This window comes from Rahnella sp. R3(2024), assembly GCF_042920125.1.
GTDB lineage: Bacteria > Pseudomonadota > Gammaproteobacteria > Enterobacterales > Enterobacteriaceae > Rahnella > Rahnella rivi.
This window is the reverse complement of sequence record NZ_JBHGBU010000001.1, coordinates 3395198-3410668: the sequence shown is the minus strand read 5'-3', so window position 1 is coordinate 3410668 and position 15471 is coordinate 3395198. Positions and strand designations below refer to the sequence as shown.

The window sequence follows — 15471 nt, the reverse complement described above, 5'->3', positions numbered from 1 at the left end:
ACCTGAAAGGCATCCCGTTTGGCTTAAGTCATAGGATAAATTTACCGCACCGGTTAACCGGTTACCGGCCAATAAACCGCAGCAGGAATTCGCTCACCATCGCCCGTTTAAAGGCAGACTGCGCCTTGTCCGCCGCCGCGCTGTGCCCGCCTTCGGTATTCTCATAAAAATAGACATCAGGAATACCCATCGCCTGCATTTTCGCTGCCATTTTACGCGCATGGTCTGGCCCGACGCGGTCATCGCTGGTTGCCGTCGAGAACAGCACCGGCGGGTATTTTTTTGCCGGAGAGAGGTTGTGATACGGCGAGAACTCGCGGATAAAAGCCCACTCTTCAGGATCCTGCGGGTCGCCATACTCGGCAATCCACGAAGCACCGGCAGAAATCTGCGTGTAACGTTCCATATCCAGCAACGGCACTTCGCAGACAATCGCCCCGAATAATTCCGGGTAACGCGTCAGCATATTGCCGACCAGCAGACCGCCGTTGCTGCCGCCCTGCGCGGCAAGATGCGCCGCAGAGGTGACGTTACTGGCGATCAGCGCTTTGGCGACTGACGCGAAATCTTCATATGCCCGCAGACGTTTTTCTTTCAGCGCCGCTTTGTGCCATTCCGGTCCGTATTCGCCCCCACCGCGAATATTGGCCAGAACAAATACACCGCCGCGATCCAGCCACGCCACGCCGCTGACGCCGAGATAATACGGATCCAGCGACACCTCAAACCCGCCATAACCGTACAACAGCGTCGGATTTTTACCGTCATACACCACGTCTTTGCGGCAGATAACAAAATAAGGCACGCGGGTGCCGTCGTCGGATTGCGCAAAATGCTGACTGACCTGATACCGGGACGCATCGAAATGCGACGGATCCTGTTTCAGTAATTCCGCTGGCTGGTGTGCGCCGTTGTCCAGATCCCCCAGCGACAGGCTGGCCGGTTGCAGGAATCCGCTGACACTCATGAAATATTGGTTCGAATCGTCTGCCACGCCCCAGGCATTGATTTTGCTCAGTTCCGGCACATGTCCGAACGGCTCACGCCGCCAGTCACCCTGTTCCGGCGTCAGGACTTCAAGGCGGTTTACCACGTCGCGCGTGATACTGAGAATGATGTGATCGCGGGTGCAGGAATACCCGCTGAGCTGATCCTGTGCGGTCGGCATAAACAGCGGTTTCAGCGCGCGTTCACCGGCCATAAAGGCGTCAAAATTCATGGTCAGCAGAGAACCCGAGGGCCAGCTTTCGCCGCTGACCTGCCATTCGCTGGCAGGCTGGATCAGGATCCACTCGCGCCACGAGCTGAATTTAGCATCGGCCGGCACATCAATTTTGACCAGATGCTTTTTCTCATCCAGCAGGAACACTTCGCGATGATAAAAGTCGATCACCCGCACCACATAATCGTGTTCGAAGCCTTTAAAACTGTCGTGATAGCCGACCGCCATCATGTCTTTTTTACCGGCGCTGTAAACCGTTGTGGCTTCGCTGAGCGGTGTGCCGCGTGACCAGATTTTCACGATGCGCGGATAACCGGAGTCGGTGAGTGAATCTTCCCCGAAGTCGGTGGCGACAAACAGATGGTCATGATCAATCCAGCCCGTGCGACTTTTCGCCACCGGCAGGAAAAAGCCGTCAGAGACAAATTCGCGCGTTTGCAGATCAAACTCACGCACTTCCGACGCATCACCCCCGTCGGGTGAAAGAAAAATCAGCGCGCGCTTAAAATCGGGTTTGAGCGGGTACACGCCGTGGTACACCCAGTCTTTCCCTTCCGCTTTGCCCAGCGCGTCGATGTCCAGCAGCGTTTCCCAGTGCGGTTCAGCTTTGCGGTACTCCTCCAGCGACGTGATGCGCAGCAGGCCGCGCGGATTCTGCGCATCCTGCCAGAAGTTGCACCAGGTTTGGCCGAATTTGCTGATGCCGGGGATCTGATCCGGAGAATTCAGCGCCTCAAGCACTTTCTGGCGAAGAGGCTCGAAATCGCGGCCTTGAGTAAACGCCGCCAGCGTGACCGGATTTTGTTCATGCGCCCAGGCCAGCGCCTGTTCGTTGCGTATGCCTTCCAGCCAGATAAAGTCATCCTGCTGCGGGGTTGTTGAGTCAGTCGTCATGCGGTTCTGCTCCTTCAGTCATGAGTTTGCGAAGTTATTGCACCAGGATGCCCTGAATCAGGCTGGCCTTGACCACGGTCACCTGCGAAATGTTCAGCGCCTGCATAAAACCTTCCACCAGCAGTAAATTACTGACGTCGGTGGCGCGATATTCGCCGGTGAGTTCGCTGTCGCCTTTCCATACCTGATTTTTCGACACGCGCTGCACATCTTCCAACGTGTAAGTATTGTTCGCCGGACGCAGCTGATCTTTTACAGAAAAGCCGTGAACACCACCGATACCAATCACCCGGCGGGTCTGCGCATCCTGTTTGATTTGCGGGCTGACGTGCGTTCTCGCATAGAAATTCACGTAACGCAGCACGGTATTGCGCAGCGAACCGATCGGGTTCGGAGACGCGGCTTTATCCAGCGCCTGATTCTTCAGCACGCTGATAATAAATTCTTTCAGCGTCACCGACGCCAGTTTGCCCTGATAAATGTCCGTGACCGTTTTGCCGTTTTGCTCACGCAATGCCGTCATCTGCATCGATCCGCCGCCGATGTCCCACACCAGCAGATCTTCATTTTTCACACTGTTGTCATGCAGTGCGGTTTTTGCCGAGAGGAACCCCAGTGCGGCTTCCTGTTCCTGCGTGATGATGCGCAGCTGAACCTGTGCCTGCTGGTTAAACAGGTCGATCACCTGCTGCCCGTTTGACGCCGAGCGGAACACCGCCGTCGCCACACCGGTGATGCGTTGCGGGTGGAAAGTGCGGGCCTTGTCCACCATCTCTTTCAGCGCAGTGACGCCCTGCTGCTGCATCGCGCTGCTGATTTGATTGTTGCCGGATTTGCCTAAATCTTCGTTAAACCCCAGCGGACGCTGATCTTCATACAGCACTTTGCCCAGCTGATGACGGCAGATATCGACCTGTGCGACCTGAATTTTAGTGGTGCCCGAGCCCATATCAATACCGGCGCGGGTTTCTATACACTGGCTGGCCAGCGCCGAAAAAGTGCTTAATGCCAGTACCAGCCCCAGAAGACTATTACGTGTGAAATTCATTTCATCCTGCCCTGAAAAATATAATAAAAATCATAAAGCACTCAGGAATACCTGTTTTATCGCTGTGATTTCAAGCTTTTTTGCTTTCTGTTTACCCGCTGGCTTTGCCAAAAAGCGCAATCCGGCGGCATAAAAAAAGCGAAAAGACACTGCATTTTGTCCTAAATAATGAGTTATGCGATCCAGCGATGATCTGGCTATGGCTTTTTGTGAGTCAGTTCAAGCATTGAAATAACAGGAACGCCTATAAAGAAATCATTACCTTGTGATGACAAAAAATGACGGAATTGTGAGGTAAGAATGAGGCACTAAATCAGGCAGTACGATAAAGGAGTAAAAATATGGAATGGAAAATTATAGATATCCTGAACATCCCGCACACAGGCTTGAAATATATCTGCATTCAGGCATTTAAAAACCTGAAGCTGATTTTGTCAGTCGATGACAATTTCTCCCTGAAGACCGGTGACACCTTAGAAATCACACCGGAAGGTTATTCACTGAACCGCCATGAACCACAAACGCTGAAGATCCACCGCATGATGCCGTATTGTCAGCAACGCTGGCAGTCGCTTTCCATCCAATGAAGACGTCTTTGACATGATGATCCCCGCTTCGATGAAAGTGTTAAATGCATTACTCGAATAAAAAAGCCGGTTATGACACCGGCTTTTTTTTATCTCTTTTTTGGTCAGATAACCCGTCATGCTCGCCGAATACCTGCTGCGGCACATCCACCCAGCGGTCTTTACGTGTCGCTTCGTATTGCTGATTCTTCGGATAGTAAATCCGATTTTCCGCTTTATTGGCTTCGCCAATCGTCAGTAAATGCACCTCATCATCGGTGTTATTAATGAAGGTATGACAGATACCGGTTCCCTGGGGAAATGCGACAGCATCACCCGGTTTCAGCGGGTGCAAATCCCCGTTGATCCAGGCATCCGGATGCCCCTGCAACACATACACGAACTCATCTTCCGCACTTTCTGCGTGCGGGTAGCTGGTACGACGCCCCGGTAACAAACGTTCGTGGTGAATACCGATACGCGTCAGCCCCAGTGCTTTACCGAGCGGCGCGCCAATTGACATCAGCTCATCATCGCCGGGATAACTGCCGTCGTCCGGGCCTTCAAGCTCCGTCCAGTGACGGATAAAATCGGGTCTTTCCTTGCTCATAATGCCTCTGAGGAAACTGGATTTAATACTGCGTTGGTGATTTCACCGGCGTGGCATAAATGCTTTGCACCTGCTCTTTAGGCAGACAGGCAAATTTTATGTGCACCTTTTCGCCGTCATTACTTTCGCCCAGCGTCTGGAATTTTCCGCTACAGAAATCAAAAATCTTTTTATAGGTATCCGCGCGGCGGTGACGTTCCAGAATGGAAAATACGGACGAAAAATAACTCGCCTGCCCCTGCGCGAAAGACGCATCGAAATTGGCAGGACGATAGGTTTCATCGCCCACCGGTTCATCAATACTTGAGCATCCTGCCAGTAAACTCATCAACACGACTGTTGCTATCATCACTTTTTGACTATTTTTCATCATTATTCATCCCGAAAAATGTTTATCCCAATCAGAAAAAAAAGGTTATGCCCTGCCTGCACTGCCAATACTGTTTTTGCCATTTTGCTTCACGCTGGCGACCGCGCGCTCGGCGGCGGCCAGCCATTGATGGTAATCTTCCCGGCCGCGTGACGTGGCAATCCCCACACTCAGCGAACACTGGAAACCCGCGTCCTGCGACAGGCGGATCTCCGACACCTTGAGTAATAACCGGTACCCCACCGCGTAGGCTTCTTCTTCGGAAATTCCCGGCAAGATCACCACAAACTCATCGTCGCCCAACAGCGCCGGAAAATCATGTTCGCCGGTTTCCTGACGCAATATCGTCGCAACGGCCCGCAGGACATAGTCGCCCGCCTCAGTGCCGAACAGGTCGTTCACCATTTTCAAATCATCGACATCCAGCACCATCAGGCACGAAAGATCGTGTTTTGAACGCTCGAACTCCAGCATCAGCCGTCGGTCCAGCAACCGGCGGTTCGGCAACCCCAGAAAAGGATCCATCAGCGCGGTTTTCTCCAGTTCATGCTGTTTATCACGCAGTTTTCTGGAGATGGAATAGTTGGCGGCGCTGAACGCGATAATGTAAATCGTCGACAGCGGCAACGTCAGCCACAACGTTCTGTCGGTGACCACGGGATACAACGTCATACCGGACAACGGCCAGCACACAATAAAACCGGCGCAGAAGAACACCATCGCACGGCGTAATAACCGCCAGCCGCCCGCGGAGAAACGGTCAGCAATAAGGATAGACGTAATAATGGCCGACGGCAGCGGACAGATCCCCATCATCGCCACCCAGGCGCCTCCGGCAACGGCATCAAAAGCCAGATTTCTGAACTCAGCCTGATTCGATTTTTTAGCGCGGCGGGAAATCCGCATGGCGACGTGTGGCCAGACAAACACATTGAGTACCAGCAACCCGAGAGGCAGCCAGGATGCACCGCGCTCCACCAGTACCGACGCGATCGGGAAAAAGCACAGGAAAGTGCCCAGCATGCGCATGAGATACATTCGTCGCAGAAAACGATCCGAACGTTCACGCACATGGTGATCATCCGGGAAATAATATGGCATACCTGACAAAGCTCGCTGAATGTAATTCTTTTTATAGTAGTCGAGTTAGTGATAACTCATCTACAAAAAGCACGGTATTCAATGGCAGGAACAGAGGGTCTTTTTGACTTATTTAGAGCGTCTTAGGGATTTAACGGGGAAATTTGAGATAACACTGGCAAATGAATAAAAAACGGCCATATCAGAATGGGCATTCCAATATGGCCGGGAGGGGGCAACTGACTCTTTTCTTACGCCGTCAGCGTCGCCATATCGATCACAAAGCGGTATTTCACATCACTTTTCAGCATACGTTCGTAGGCGTCATTGATGTCCGGCATGCTGATCATTTCGATGTCAGAACCGATACCGTGTTTAGCGCAGAAATCGAGCATTTCCTGCGTTTCCGCAATACCGCCAATGCATGAACCGGCGACAGAACGACGGCCCAGAATCATCGACAACGTGCTGAGCATCGGGCTGATATCACCGAGGAAACCGACGAAGACCAGCGTACCGTCGATATTCAGCGTCGGCATGTACGGGTTGATATCGTGGACATAAGGAACGGTATCGATGATGAGATCGAACTCGCCTTGGGTAGCCGCCATCTGCGCGTCGTCTGTCGACACCACGATGTGATGCGCGCCCAGACGGCGGGCATCTTCCGCTTTACCGGCGGAACGGGTGAACAGCGTCACTTCTGCGCCCAGCGCGTTGGCCAGTTTCAGCGCCATGTGACCCAGACCGCCCAGACCGACCACGCCGACTTTGCTGCCTTTGGTGATGTTCCAGTGACGCAGCGGCGACCAGGTGGTGATGCCCGCGCACAACAGCGGCGCAGCGGCTTTGAGATCAATACCTTTCGGCATTTTCAGCACGAAGCTTTCACTCGCCACGATGGTTTTGGCGTAACCGCCGTAAGTCGGCATATGGTCGTGACGGTCAACGCTGTTGTAGGTTTGCGTGTTGCCTTCCAGACAGTATTGCTCCAGACCTTTTTCGCACGGGGTGCAGACACGGCAGGAATCGACCATACACCCGATACCGGCGTAATCACCGACCTTGAACTGAGTGACATTTTTACCGACTTTCGCCACGCGGCCTACCACTTCGTGGCCGGGAACCAGCGGATAAGTACTGAATCCCCAGTCGTTGCGCGCCTGATGCAAATCAGAGTGGCAGACGCCGCAGTACATCACGTCGATGACAACGTCATCTTCGCGCGCTTCGCGTTGTTCGAATTCAAAGGGAGCTAAAGGCACTTTGGCTGACTGAGCAGCGTATCCGAGAACTTTCAGGGTCATGTTATTTCTCCGAAATGAGGGGTGAGCACGGACAAAGGCCCTGACATAAGCATGTCAGGGCTGGAAATCTGAAGCGGTACCGCGTTTCTGCCGATGACGGAAACCCGGCCTGCGCGTTAATGATGACGGAATTAACGTTTCTGATACTGGGCGTCGGTCACTTTTTCCAGCCATTCGACCGGACTGCCGTTCAGGGATTCGGCGATCGCAATATGCGTCATGGCATTTTCCGGCGTCGCGCCGTGCCAGTGTTTGATCCCTTCCGGGATCCACACAATATCCCCCACGCTCATGTCGCGGATCTCGCCGCCCTCTTCCTGTAACCAGCCGCGACCGTGGGTCACAATCAGCGTCTGCCCCAGCGGATGGGTGTGCCATGCGGTGCGTGCGCCAGGTTCGAAGGTCACGGTCGCACCGCCAACGCGGGCAGATTCGGTGCCGCTGAACGGCGCGTCAATACGCACGTTGCCGGTGAAGTAACTTTCCGGTCCTTGCTGCGATGGGGTGGAGCCGTTCCGGGTGATTTTGATTTTTTCGCTCATTGAATTCTCCGCTTCGGCATAAGCTGCCGGGGCCATACAGGACATCATGACAGACAGTGAAAGCGTAGTTGCTCTGATGCCGTTCATGTCACTTTTTCCTTCATGATGGGCTGCGTGAGTGTAGTGGCACTACGTTACCGCCATACGGCGAACAGGACTAGGCAGCAAAATGTGAAAGGCGCTATGAGGAGAATTCATCAATCAGGCGGCGGACAGGCTCAACAATTAGCACCAAAAATAAACAGTTATCTTTCGCACGCAAGCCGCCGAAGTTGCCGGGTTGTGCGGGCTGCCCGGTGTTCCCCCGCTGCCGGTGAACTGATCGGCAAAAATGTGCAGTGAAGATCACACTTTAAATGTGTTAACGTTAACATTTGTGATTAACATCATAAATCCGTTATCACCTGTCTGTGAAAAGCAATAAGTTAACGTTAACAATGTGAACTACCTCTTCGAATGCGCACGGATATGCCATGAAAACAAGTCACCGAAGTCACTACATGCTGTTAAGCGGATTACTTTTCTGCTTCTTTTACACCTGGTCATCTGCTTTTTCGCTGATCTCACTTTGGCTCAGCCAGAAGGTCGGGCTTAAAGGCGCGGAAACGGGGTTATTCTTTTCCGCCATTGCCCTGACGGCGCTGTGCGCGCAGCCGCTGTACGGTTTTATTCAGGACAAGCTGGGGTTACGTAAAAACCTGCTGTGGGCCATCGGCATACTGTTACTGGCCAGCGGACCTTTCTTTATCTTCGTCTTTGCCCCGTTGCTGCAAATTAATATTCTGCTGGGCGCCGCCGCCGGCGGCTTGTACGTGGGCGCGACGTTTTTTGCCGGGATTGGTGCGCTCGAATCCTATACCGAGCGTGTCAGCCGTATCTTGGGGTTTGAGTTTGGTAAAGCCAGAATGTGGGGATCGCTCGGCTGGGCGGCCGCCACCTTCCTCGCCGGGATCCTGTTTAACATCAACCCGAACCTTAACTTCTGGATGGCTTCGTCTTCTGCGATCATTTTCCTGCTGCTGCTGTGGCGGCTGCGTGAGGTGAAGACCGATGCGCTGAATCAGCTCGAGTACGGCAAGCCCGGTAATCTTCAGCTTTCTGATGCGATTGCCCTGTTCCGCCTGCCGCGTTTTTGGGCGCTGATTGTGTTTGTGACCGGCGTCAGCGTTTACAACGTCTACGATCAGCAGTTTCCGGTGTACTTCGCTTCTCTGTTCCCGGACGTTAAAAACGGCAATGAGATGTACGGTTTTCTTAACTCCTTCCAGGTGTTTTTAGAAGCGGGCGGCATGTTCCTCGCGCCGTTCGTCGTCAATAAAATCGGGGCAAAAAACGGCTTGCTGCTCAGCGGGCTGATTATGGCGCTGCGCGTTTTTGGTTCAGGTCTGGCAGCGGATGCGGTGACCATTTCCTGCATGAAACTGCTGCACGCCGTGGAATTGCCGATCCTGCTGATCGCCATGTTTAAGTACATCACCACCCGCTTCGACCCGCGCCTTTCAGCCACGCTGTATCTGGTCGGGTTCCAGTTCATCACGCAGGTGTGTGCCAGTGTGTTTTCCCCGCTGGCCGGTTACGGCTACGACCGGATCGGCTTTGCCGACACCTACATGATTATGGGGATGCTGGTGCTCATCCTCACCACGATCTCGGGATTCCTGCTCATCGGCGAAAAGAGCCGGACAACCCCTTCCGTATTATTCAAAAAGAGTGAGATTTTATGAAACAGCGACTGGAACGCGCAGAACAGGCGTTGCGCGACGGAGCAGCAACGCGCGGCAAATCCTTTTACCCGCATTTTCACCTCGCGCCACCGGCGGGATGGATGAATGATCCGAACGGGCTGATTTATCACCAGGGGCGATATCACGCGTTTTATCAGCATCATCCGTTTAGCGAGAACTGGGGACCAATGCACTGGGGGCACGCCACCAGCCAGGACATGGTGAACTGGCAACATCAGCCTGTCGCACTGGCGCCGGGCGAAGAGTATGACCGGGACGGCTGTTTCTCCGGCAGCGCCGTGGACGATAACGGCGTGCTGAGCCTGATTTACACCGGCCACGTCTGGCTGAGCGGCGAAGGCAATGACAGCGCCATCCGTGAGGTGCAATGCCTTGCCACCAGCGAGGACGGCATTCATTTCACCAAACAGGGCGTGGTCCTCACACCACCCGATAACATCATGCATTTTCGTGATCCGAAAGTCTGGTACGAAGACGGCCACTGGTGGATGGTGATCGGGGCGCGGGATGACAGCGATATCGGCCAGGTGTTGTTGTACAAGGGCAACAGCCTGCGCGACTGGACGTTCGACCGCGTGCTCGCCAAAGCCGACCGCAACACGGGTTACATGTGGGAATGCCCGGATTTTTTCCCGCTTGGCGATGAACATATTCTGATGTGTTCCCCGCAGGGCATCAAAGCGCAAGGCGATGATTATCTAAACTTATTCCAGAGTGGCTGCCTGCGCGGAACCTGGCGACCGGGGCAGGAGTTTGAGGTTCGCGAAGGTTTCCGCGAGCTGGATCACGGCCATGATTTTTATGCGCCCCAGTCATTTACCGCAGCCGACGGTCGTCGGGTGATCATCGCCTGGATGGACATGTGGGAATCCGTGATGCCGTCAAAGGCCGAAGGCTGGGCGGGTTGCATGACGCTGCCGCGCGAACTGACACTGCACGATGGCAGCGTGCGGATGGTTCCGGTGGAAGAAGTGCGGACGCTGCGCCGTGAGCATTCTCCTCTTTCGCCATGCCTGCTCAGAGACAGCGTTCAGCACATTGCAGATGACGCACAGGCGCTGGAGATCATCACCCGGTGGGATCGCCCTGCCTGCGACGCAGAACGTTTCGGTATCAAACTCGGTGACGGCGTGACCCTCTTTGTGGACACACGGGCGCAGAGACTCTGTCTGGAAAGGGACTTCCCGATGCACGGGATCAAAGACCAGCGCAGCGTGGCGTTAACGCAAGGAAAGGTGCTGGAACTGCGGATCTTTATCGACAGCTCGTCTGTGGAGATTTTCGTTAATCAGGGAGAAGCCACGTTAAGCAGCCGGATTTACCCGCAGCCCGGTCAGCGCGCCCTCTCCTGCTTCGCCGCTCACGGTCAGGCGGCGTTGATTAAGGGTGACGTCTGGAGGCTGAGCGCGGGTTAACGCTGAACCCACGATAAAGACGCGCGCTCCAGCACGGGAGAGGCGATCTTTATCAGGCCGTGATTGGGGCGTTGCTCAATAAGATGCAGCACCGCTTCACGGCCTATTTCGCTGTGCGGCAATTGCACCGTGGTCAGCGGCGGAAGGAACAGATCGCCGATACCGACCATGTTGTCATACCCGAGCACCGCGACCTGTTGCGGTATTGCAATCCCCTTCGCCAGCAGCACCTGATACGCCAAAAAGGCAATACGATCATTGCCGCACACCAGCACGTCGAAATCCGGCTTTCCGCCGGGGATAAAGTCCTCAAGCATTGTCACAACATCACGATAATGCTCATCGCCCAGCGCCATATGCAGCTGACGAAGATGTTCTGCCGCCAGCCCCGCTTCGCGCCATGCCTGTTCCGCACCAGCGCGACGGCGGGTTCCGGCGGGGATGGACTCCGGTAAATAAATGCACAGCGGATGGCGGTAGCCTTTGCGGATCAGCAGCTTGGTCGCCTGATACTGGCCGTCAAAATCATCAGGAATGTAGCCCGGCAGCGCGTGTTCACGGCTCAGGCAATTCGCCAGCACCAGATTTTTATCCACCAGACGCGAGGGAATATCGACTTCACGCAGCCCCATGGTGGTAAAAATAATGCCGTCCGGACGCTGGGAAAGCAGCTGGCTGACCGCGCGCTCGCTGTCTTCCTGCGAGGTAATGCTGACCAGAAAACTGTTCCAGCCAAATTCGCGGGCCGTGAGTTCAATCGAGAGAAGCAGTTCAACGGAGAATGGCGTCGTGGCGGTATCGAGCGCCAGCACGCCGAGCGTGGAGACTTTGCTGCTTTTGCCACGCATCTTGCGCGCCGAGAAATCCGGCACATAGTGAAGTGCGTCAATGGCCTCCTGCACACGCGCCAGCGTTTCCGGCTTCAGCCTTTGCGGCTCATTAATGGCGCGGGACACCGTCATCAGCGAGACGGATGCCCGTTGTGCTACTTCTTTCAGCGAAGCCATAACTCTCCCGATTGGCAATTTTACAGCCCTGATCCTACACACAAAAACGCCGGTAGCGTAAGCCTAAATCTGTGACGGCGGGTTAATTCTCACCTGAACTTTTCAGGCAGGCGCAAGAAGAAAAGACACCTTTCGCTGGTGTCTTTTCTCTATCTGCACTTAACATTGATAAAGGTGATTATTGAATTGATATACGCATAACAATGAAATTAACACAACGTAATATGACGCGGGATTTTATATCAATATATCATGCGCGGATCATAGGTATTTTTTAAGAAATTAGAGCAAACCTTCCCTATAAAAAATTGTTCCGTTCTTTATTTTAATGATAATAAGCAGACATAAAAAAACCCGCCGACTAAGTCAGGCGGGCTTGATACTCAGGATGATGCATTAACGGAAAGGCGAATCCATCGGCACTTCAGCATCGGGTTCATGCGTGATTCGGTTTCTCAAATCACGGCGGATCATTTCAATCGCCCAGAACCAGAAGATGTGGCCCAGTAATTCAGACACATATTCATCCAGCGGAAGCCCGGACAATGGCGGTGTCAGACCCAGCAACGGGAAACTTATCCAGTGGACGGCAACAGTCGCAATAATACCGGCCAGCGCACCCTGCCATAATTTTACTTTCGGGAAGACTTCCGCGACCAGGCAATAGCCTATCGCGAAGACCAGAGAGAAAATAATATGGGTAATATGGACAGGATTAATAATATGTTCAGAGAACTGGTAAACGGCATGCGTCGGATCAATGCCCAGATAATCTCTCAGGAACAAATACGGCGGGTTAAATTCATCGCGACCGCCTGAGAAAGTACGCGGGGGTAAAGGCACTTCTGCGCCCCACTTCACGAAAGCTGACATCACACCGGCAATAATACCGACAAAAAAAGCCACGCCATAACGGCGACGGTTCGGTGCAGTCATCACAAAAAAGTCTTTAATTTTCATAGATCCCCAGTAGTCAGTAAATTTCCGTAAAGAGTAAAACTTTACAGATTGTTACCGTTGATCTTGATCAGGGTTCTATGGATTTTACTCATAAACAGAAGATTTACAGGGATAAACCCTTTGACGCATGACAGAAAGAGAATATGCAGATGGCAAAGCTCATGCGTTATTCGCGTAGGATTTTGTCACCCTATGATGACTTTACTTACCGCTCCAAAATCTCCTGAACCCAATCATTCCAGCAATCGCACCCAAGTTGCGTCTCGATGGTATTAGGGTTGTTTTCAATCCACCACGCTTTCACCACTTCATATTCAGAGAGGGTCAGTGCGAAGCGCCGCCAACGTCCCATCCGACCATCTTGATCGCAGGGATCACTGCCCGCCAGGAAGAATTCATTCAGGAAAGGCAACGGAGGAAAATAGCCAGAACCGCTGATGATACCAAATATGCCGTAAAGCACGTTGGTATTATCCTCTAAGACGCGTTTAGCATGATCAATATTATCCATAGAAATCTCTGCGGCTGATGTTTACCCTATTATATTGCTCTGAATTATATTTAACAGAATAAGTCTGCTCCATGGCCGCCAACTCCCACCTGATTCTGGCAGGCTTTCAGGCGGCCACTGCGTTTTCCTCGGTTGTCAGAAAAATTTTTGCTTTTCAGTTTGCACTGAGCCGTCTCTGGCGTCAGGATCTCCTCTGATTCTTTTCATGGCAGTGATTAAGGCTTATCGATAATGACGACCCAGACACCTGAAACGCCGGTTCCGGCAGGGACAATTTTTAGCGCAGCCGGTTTGCAATTTCTGAATAAACTCGCACAAAACAACTCCCGCGACTGGTTCAAAGCGAATCAGGATGAATACGAAAATACGCTGAGAACCCCCGCACTGCGGTTTATCGAACACATGCAGCCAGAGATTATTGCCATTTCCCCGAGGCTGACTGCCGTCGCCAGAAAAGTGGGCGGCAGCCTTATGCGTCCGCAGCGGGACAGCCGTTTCAGCAAAGATAAAACGCCTTACAAAACCAATGTCGGCATCCAGTTTCGCCATTTTCAGGGCAAAGATGTTCACGCTCCTGGACTCTATCTGCACATTGCCGAAGATAATTGTTTTCTCGCGGCGGGGATCTGGCATCCGGAATCTAAAGCGTTAAATGCGATCCGTACGTGCATTGATGAGAATCCGAACGCCTACAAGAAAGCCCTTAAGACATTGCACGACAACGGATTCGTGATGGATGGCGACAGCCTGATTCGACCGCCAAAAGGCTACGACAAAAACCACCCGTTGTTAGAGGAATTAAAGCGCAAAGATTTTATCGCGATTAAAAATATCGCCTTTGAAGATTTGTGCAAACCTGATGTGGTCGAGTTTTGCGCGGCGCAGTTCAGGCATTGTGCGCCACTGATGGCTTACCTGTGTTTTGCACTTGAGCTGGATTTCTGAGGCGGCAGGAAGAGCAGTACAGGACATCTTGCACACTGAATTTCAGGCATAAAAAAAGACGCCAGCGGGCGTCTGTTTTTCCGGTTTTACACCGCGAAAATGGTACGCCCTACAGGGCTCGAACCTGTGACCTACGGCTTAGAAGGCCGTTGCTCTATCCAACTGAGCTAAGGGCGCATTGCTTGTCCCATTCGGGAGCGTTGCGGGTTCGGATTATACGGGCAGACCGGGATGAGTCAATGGCTTTCGAACTCTCTGCTTAATGCCTGAACAATTTCAGGTTATTCCCGGCCTGCCCCGCAGCGGAATGTGATGCGTCTGGATTATTTTTCAGACTTCAGCGCCGCGGCAATCACGCGTGCAGAAGCATGGTATGCCACGCCTTCGTAAACGGTCAGCTCTGGCCGCAATGTCTGAACCACGCCGTTTTTGCCGATCACCGCAGGCTGGCCGATGTACACGTTCAGCTCTTCATCCCACGCCGACACCGGATATACGCTGTGCGCGTCAGATAATATCGCGTCCACCAGACGGGCCGTTGCCGTGGCAATGCCGAAACTGGTCCAGCCCTTGCCTTGCAGAATTTCCCAGCCACCGCCGCGCACGGCGTCCTGCATGCTGGCCCAGTCAACGTCACGGTCGCCCGCCAATTGTGCCACCGGACATCCGCCCACAGTCACGGTGCTCCAGGCGACAAACTGTGATTCGCCGTGCTCACCCATCACGTAGCCGGTGACGCTTTGGGGGTCGATATCGAAGAATTCGCCCACGACGCGCTTCATGCGTGCGGTATCGAGCGACGTGCCGGTGCCGAAGACCTGAGAGTGCAGGAAGCCGCTGGTTTGTTGAATAATCTGGGTAATGACATCGCACGGGTTGGTGATGTTGACGATAACGCCGCCAAAACCGCTGGCAATCACGCGCGGGATCACTTCACGCACGGCGGCGCGCGTCTCTGCCAGTTCTTCGAGGCGATCTTCACGCAGCAGCGTTTTCGGGCCGACGGCGATGACCAGCACATCTGCGTTGTGCAATTCGCTGTAATCGTTAGCGATTATCTTAACGCGTGACGCGGTGAGAGATGCCATGTCGCGCAGTTCGAGTGCCTGACTGCCCGCCTTTTTTTCGTCTTCATCCAGCAAAACAATCGTGTCGCACAATCCCTGTGTGACCAATGAAAATGCAACGTCAGCCCCTACGTGGCCTGCGCCTATAATCCCGACTTTACGTGTCATGGGTTCCTTTCCTG

Annotated in this window: 15 protein-coding genes and 1 tRNA gene; 4 read left to right on the top strand and 12 right to left on the bottom strand. The window is 53.3% G+C overall.

All coding sequences use genetic code 11. From position 1 onward, the window contains the following. Positions 1-61 precede the first annotated feature (61 nt). Positions 62-2116, bottom strand: a complete 2055-nt coding sequence (locus ABSH60_RS15315; protein WP_390974654.1) for a prolyl oligopeptidase family serine peptidase — start codon at positions 2114-2116, stop codon at positions 62-64. Positions 2117-2150: 34 nt separating this feature from the next. Next, complete coding sequence (locus ABSH60_RS15310) at positions 2151-3164, bottom strand: Ppx/GppA phosphatase family protein (protein ID WP_390974652.1); 1014 nt, start codon at positions 3162-3164, stop codon at positions 2151-2153. Between the two features lie 341 nt (positions 3165-3505). On the opposite strand from ABSH60_RS15310, the gene ABSH60_RS15305 reads away from it, so the two are divergent. Further along, positions 3506-3751, top strand: coding sequence for a hypothetical protein (locus ABSH60_RS15305; protein WP_056771428.1), 246 nt, complete (start codon positions 3506-3508; stop codon positions 3749-3751). Positions 3752-3821: 70 nt separating this feature from the next. On the opposite strand, the gene ABSH60_RS15300 is transcribed toward ABSH60_RS15305, so the two are convergent. The 5 genes from ABSH60_RS15300 to ABSH60_RS15280 form a co-directional block, all read right to left on the bottom strand. Next, positions 3822-4340 (bottom strand): cupin domain-containing protein, encoded by a 519-nt coding sequence (locus ABSH60_RS15300; RefSeq protein ID WP_390974650.1) that lies wholly within the window; start codon positions 4338-4340, stop codon positions 3822-3824. Between the two features lie 22 nt (positions 4341-4362). Continuing rightward, entirely contained in the window at positions 4363-4713 is a 351-nt protein-coding gene (locus tag ABSH60_RS15295) for a hypothetical protein (RefSeq protein ID WP_235533382.1), read from the bottom strand. 42 nt (positions 4714-4755) lie between these two features. Continuing rightward, positions 4756-5781, bottom strand: a complete 1026-nt coding sequence (locus ABSH60_RS15290) for a diguanylate cyclase domain-containing protein (RefSeq protein ID WP_338019880.1) — start codon at positions 5779-5781, stop codon at positions 4756-4758. A gap of 260 nt (positions 5782-6041) precedes the next feature. Further along, complete coding sequence (locus ABSH60_RS15285) at positions 6042-7097, bottom strand: alcohol dehydrogenase catalytic domain-containing protein (protein WP_390974647.1); 1056 nt, start codon at positions 7095-7097, stop codon at positions 6042-6044. Between the two features lie 131 nt (positions 7098-7228). After that, a complete protein-coding gene (locus ABSH60_RS15280) occupies positions 7229-7639 on the bottom strand; it encodes a cupin domain-containing protein (RefSeq protein ID WP_136374824.1) in 411 nt (136 codons plus the stop codon). 473 nt (positions 7640-8112) lie between these two features. On the opposite strand from ABSH60_RS15280, the gene ABSH60_RS15275 reads away from it, so the two are divergent. Together ABSH60_RS15275 and ABSH60_RS15270 are read left to right on the top strand one after the other, a co-directional pair. Continuing rightward, positions 8113-9363, top strand: coding sequence for an oligosaccharide MFS transporter (locus ABSH60_RS15275; protein ID WP_390974645.1), 1251 nt, complete (start codon positions 8113-8115; stop codon positions 9361-9363). Next, on the top strand, positions 9360-10799 hold the full coding sequence (locus ABSH60_RS15270) for a sucrose-6-phosphate hydrolase (RefSeq protein WP_390974643.1): 1440 nt from the start codon (positions 9360-9362) through the stop codon (positions 10797-10799). Before ABSH60_RS15275 ends, ABSH60_RS15270 begins: the two co-directional genes overlap by 4 nt. Here the strand turns inward: ABSH60_RS15270 and ABSH60_RS15265 are convergent. The 3 genes from ABSH60_RS15265 to ABSH60_RS15255 form a co-directional block, all read right to left on the bottom strand. Further along, positions 10796-11806, bottom strand: coding sequence for a substrate-binding domain-containing protein (locus ABSH60_RS15265; RefSeq protein WP_390974641.1), 1011 nt, complete (start codon positions 11804-11806; stop codon positions 10796-10798). The two genes, ABSH60_RS15270 and ABSH60_RS15265, sit on opposite strands and share 4 nt — an antisense overlap. A 396-nt stretch (positions 11807-12202) precedes the next feature. Next, the gene (locus ABSH60_RS15260; protein ID WP_056771403.1) at positions 12203-12766 is read right to left on the bottom strand and encodes a DUF1440 domain-containing protein; all 564 of its coding nucleotides are present in this window, start codon (positions 12764-12766) and stop codon (positions 12203-12205) included. A 205-nt stretch (positions 12767-12971) separates the two neighbouring features. After that, positions 12972-13277: a hypothetical protein gene (locus tag ABSH60_RS15255; RefSeq protein ID WP_217204955.1), complete on the bottom strand. Its 306-nt coding sequence runs from the start codon at positions 13275-13277 to the stop codon at positions 12972-12974. Positions 13278-13508: 231 nt separating this feature from the next. Between ABSH60_RS15255 and ABSH60_RS15250 the strand changes: the two genes are divergently transcribed. Continuing rightward, positions 13509-14222 (top strand): DUF2461 domain-containing protein, encoded by a 714-nt coding sequence (locus tag ABSH60_RS15250; RefSeq protein WP_056771397.1) that lies wholly within the window; start codon positions 13509-13511, stop codon positions 14220-14222. A 100-nt stretch (positions 14223-14322) separates the two neighbouring features. Here ABSH60_RS15250 and ABSH60_RS15245 read toward each other — a convergent pair. Together ABSH60_RS15245 and ABSH60_RS15240 are read right to left on the bottom strand one after the other, a co-directional pair. Continuing rightward, positions 14323-14399: transfer RNA gene (locus ABSH60_RS15245), tRNA-Arg, on the bottom strand. Positions 14400-14545: 146 nt separating this feature from the next. Further along, complete coding sequence (locus ABSH60_RS15240) at positions 14546-15457, bottom strand: L-lactate dehydrogenase (RefSeq protein WP_390974638.1); 912 nt, start codon at positions 15455-15457, stop codon at positions 14546-14548. Positions 15458-15471: the final 14 nt, after the last annotated feature.

Bases quoted from the DNA above. Each gene is read 5' to 3' on its own strand.
- ABSH60_RS15315 (WP_390974654.1), bottom strand. From the start codon at position 2,116: ATGACGACTGACTCAACAACCCCGCAGCAGGATGACTTTATCTGGCTG.
- ABSH60_RS15310 (WP_390974652.1), bottom strand. From the start codon at position 3,164: ATGAATTTCACACGTAATAGTCTTCTGGGGCTGGTACTGGCATTAAGC.
- ABSH60_RS15305 (WP_056771428.1), top strand. From the start codon at position 3,506: ATGGAATGGAAAATTATAGATATCCTGAACATCCCGCACACAGGCTTG.
- ABSH60_RS15300 (WP_390974650.1), bottom strand. From the start codon at position 4,340: ATGAGCAAGGAAAGACCCGATTTTATCCGTCACTGGACGGAGCTTGAA.
- ABSH60_RS15295 (WP_235533382.1), bottom strand. From the start codon at position 4,713: ATGATGAAAAATAGTCAAAAAGTGATGATAGCAACAGTCGTGTTGATG.
- ABSH60_RS15285 (WP_390974647.1), bottom strand. From the start codon at position 7,097: ATGACCCTGAAAGTTCTCGGATACGCTGCTCAGTCAGCCAAAGTGCCT.
- ABSH60_RS15280 (WP_136374824.1), bottom strand. From the start codon at position 7,639: ATGAGCGAAAAAATCAAAATCACCCGGAACGGCTCCACCCCATCGCAG.
- ABSH60_RS15275 (WP_390974645.1), top strand. From the start codon at position 8,113: ATGAAAACAAGTCACCGAAGTCACTACATGCTGTTAAGCGGATTACTT.
- ABSH60_RS15270 (WP_390974643.1), top strand. From the start codon at position 9,360: ATGAAACAGCGACTGGAACGCGCAGAACAGGCGTTGCGCGACGGAGCA.
- ABSH60_RS15265 (WP_390974641.1), bottom strand. From the start codon at position 11,806: ATGGCTTCGCTGAAAGAAGTAGCACAACGGGCATCCGTCTCGCTGATG.
- ABSH60_RS15260 (WP_056771403.1), bottom strand. From the start codon at position 12,766: ATGAAAATTAAAGACTTTTTTGTGATGACTGCACCGAACCGTCGCCGT.
- ABSH60_RS15255 (WP_217204955.1), bottom strand. From the start codon at position 13,277: ATGGATAATATTGATCATGCTAAACGCGTCTTAGAGGATAATACCAAC.
- ABSH60_RS15250 (WP_056771397.1), top strand. From the start codon at position 13,509: ATGACGACCCAGACACCTGAAACGCCGGTTCCGGCAGGGACAATTTTT.
- ABSH60_RS15240 (WP_390974638.1), bottom strand. From the start codon at position 15,457: ATGACACGTAAAGTCGGGATTATAGGCGCAGGCCACGTAGGGGCTGAC.